2 protein-coding genes are annotated in these 2,971 nt (G+C 71.9%); both read left to right on the forward strand.

Translation table 11 applies throughout. The features are described from left to right. The coding region (locus AB0J97_RS51540) for an AMP-binding protein (protein ID WP_364104794.1) at positions 1 to 899 on the forward strand (899 nt) is incomplete at its 5' end. Further along, the coding region (locus AB0J97_RS51545; protein WP_364104797.1) for an AMP-binding protein at positions 896 to 2,971 on the forward strand (2,076 nt) is incomplete at its 3' end. The genes AB0J97_RS51540 and AB0J97_RS51545, both read left to right, overlap by 4 nt.

Below are 2,971 nucleotides of genomic sequence, written 5' to 3' on the forward strand. Positions count from 1 at the left end.
GACTCCACAACCTCTACGGCCCCACCGAAGCAGCCGTGGACGTCTCCTGGCACCCCTGCCAACCAGGAGAAACCCTGACCCCCATCGGGAAGCCGATCGACAACACCACCCTGCACGTCCTCGACCACAACCTGAACGAAGTCCCCATCGGCACCCCCGGCGAACTCCACATCGGCGGCATCCAACTCGCCCGCGGCTACCTCGGCAAACCAGCACTCACCGCCGAACGCTTCATCCCCGCCCCCAACGGCCAACGCCTCTACAGAACCGGCGACCTCGCCCGCTGGCTCCCCACCGGCGAACTCGAATACCTCGGCCGCACCGACCACCAGGTCAAGATCCGCGGCATGCGTGTGGAGCTGGGAGAGATCGAAGCCGTCCTGCGCGCACGGCCAGGCGTCGCGGCGGCGGCGGCCAGGCTCGTGGACGGCCGCCTGGTCGGCTACGTCGTCGGCGACGTCCCGGACCTGTCCGACCTGCTGCCGGACTTCATGATCCCGACGGCGTGGGTGCGGCTGGACCGCCTGCCCGTGACCTCCAGCGGCAAGCTCGACCGCGCCGCCCTGCCCGCGCCCGAGCGCCCGGCCGACCTGCCGTGGGAGCCGCCGCGCGGCGAGGCGGAACACGCCGTCGCGCAGGTCTGGCAGGAGGTTCTCGGCCTCGACCGGCCCGGCCGGAACGACACCTTCTTCGCCGTCGGCGGCGACTCGATCAGCAGTCTGAAGGTCGTGGCCCGGCTGCGCGCCATGGGTTACGGCGTGGAACTGCAGCACCTGTTCACCCATCAGGCGGTCGCCGAACTGGCCGCCGTCCTGCGGCCGCGGGAGGCCGTACCGGAAACCACGGCGGGAGCCTTCGACCTGCTCAGCCTGGCGGACAGAGAGAGGCTCACGCGATGATCATCGACGCCTACCCGCTCAGCGCGCTCCAGGCCGGGATGCTGTACCACAGCGAGCTGGACGGCGTGACCTTCCACGACCACACCACGCTCACGTTACGCGGCACGTTCGACGAGACGGCGCTGGTCAGGGCGCTGGAGGAGCTGTCGGCGCGGCACGACGTGCTGCGGACGTCCTTCGACCTGACCGGGTTCAGCGAGCCCGTCCAGCTCGTGCACGACCGCGCCGAGATCCCGCTGACCGTCTCCGGCGGCGAGCCGGAGTACGGGCCGTTCGACTGGACGCGGGCTCCCTTGCTGCGCGTCCACGTACGGCCCGAAGCCGACCGGTTCGCGCTGACCGTCTACTTCCACCACGCGATCCTCGACGGGTGGAGCGTCGCGAGGCTGGTCAGCGAGCTGCTGGAGCGCTATGCGACCCCCGGGCTGCCGGTGGAGGCGCCGGCGGCCCGCTTCCGCGACCTGGTGGCGGCCGAGAAGGCCGTGCTCGCCCGGCCGGAGGCGGCGGAGTTCTGGCGGGACGCGGTCGCCGAGGCGCCGGAGGGCCGGCTGCCCCGGATGCCCGGCTACCCCACCGGCGGACCGCGCAAGGTCGAGGTGCTGGCCACGGCGCTCCCCGGCGATCTGGCGAAGGCGCTGGCCGAGGAGGCGGCCGCCGCCCGGGTGCCGCTGCGTTCGGTGCTGCTCGCGGCGCACGCGCGCGTCATGGCCCTGCTCACCGGCGACCCGGACGTCCTCACGGGGATGCTCACGCACAGCCGCCCGGAGAGCGAGGCCGGCGACGAGGTGCTGGGCCTGTTCCTCAACACCGTCCCGCTGCGCGTGCGCGCCGACGCTCCCGACCTGGTCCAGCGGGTCTTCCAGGCGGAGGTGGCGGCGCTGCCGTACCGGCATTTCCCGCTCTTCGAGATCCAGCGGGCCAGCGGCCGCGCGCGCCTGCTGGACACGCACGTGGACTTCCGCGACTTCCAGGTGCGCGGCGCCGCCGCCACGCCCATCGAGGGCCAGGACTTCTTCGAGCAGACCGACTTCGCCTTCAGCGCGGCCTTCGTCCGGACGCCGGGCGGTGGGCTGACGCTGACCATCTCCTACGACAGCACGCAGTTCCCCGCCGACCAGGTCGCGGCGATCCGGGATCACTACCTGCGCGCCTTGTCAGGGGACATCGGCGTCTCGCCGCAGGACGCGGCCCTGCTCGCGCTCTGGAACTCCACCGCGTCCGACCACCCGGGCGGGCTTCTGCACGAGCTGGTCTTCGAGCAGGCCGAGCGCACCCCGGACGCGACGGCGCTGGTCTTCGAGGGCGACCGGCTGACCTACCGCGAGCTGGCCGAGCGGGCCCGCGACGTCGCGGCGGGGCTGCAGGCGCGGGTGGACCAGCCGGTCGGCGTCTGCATGGAACGCGGGCTCGACCTTCCCGTCGTGCTCCTCGGCGTGCTGGCGGCGGGCGGCGCCTACCTGCCGCTCGATCCGGCCGATCCCGAGGAACGGCGCCGCGGCATGCTCGCCGACGCGGGGGCGGAGACCGTCCTGACCGGCGCGGGTTCCGGAGGTCGTTTCACTCCGGCGCGGGTGCGCGAGGACAACCTGGCCTACGTCATCTTCACCTCGGGCTCCACCGGACGGCCCAAGGGCGTCGGCGTCTCACACCGGGCGATCGTCAACCGGCTGCGCTGGATGCAGGACACCTTCCGGCTCACCCCCCAGGACCGCGTCCTGCACAAGACGCCCACCACCTTCGACGTCTCCGTCTGGGAACTGTTCTGGCCCCTCATCACCGGCGCCACCATGGTCATCGCCCGGCCCGGCGGACACCGCGACACCGCCTACCTACGCGACCTGATCAAGACCGAGAACATCACCACCACCCACTTCGTCCCCTCCATGCTCCAGGCATTCCTCGAAGAAGAAGACATCCAGCCCCCGGCACGGATCATCTGCTCCGGCGAAGCCCTCCCACCCGGCCACACCCTCCCCGGACTCCACAACCTCTACGGCCCCACCGAAGCAGCCGTGGACGTCTCCTGGCACCCCTGCCAACCAGGAGAAACCCTGACCCCCATCGGGAAGCCG

The sequence above is a fragment of the Nonomuraea sp. NPDC049607 genome (genome assembly GCF_040675375.1).
Taxonomy (GTDB): domain Bacteria; phylum Actinomycetota; class Actinomycetes; order Streptosporangiales; family Streptosporangiaceae; genus Nonomuraea.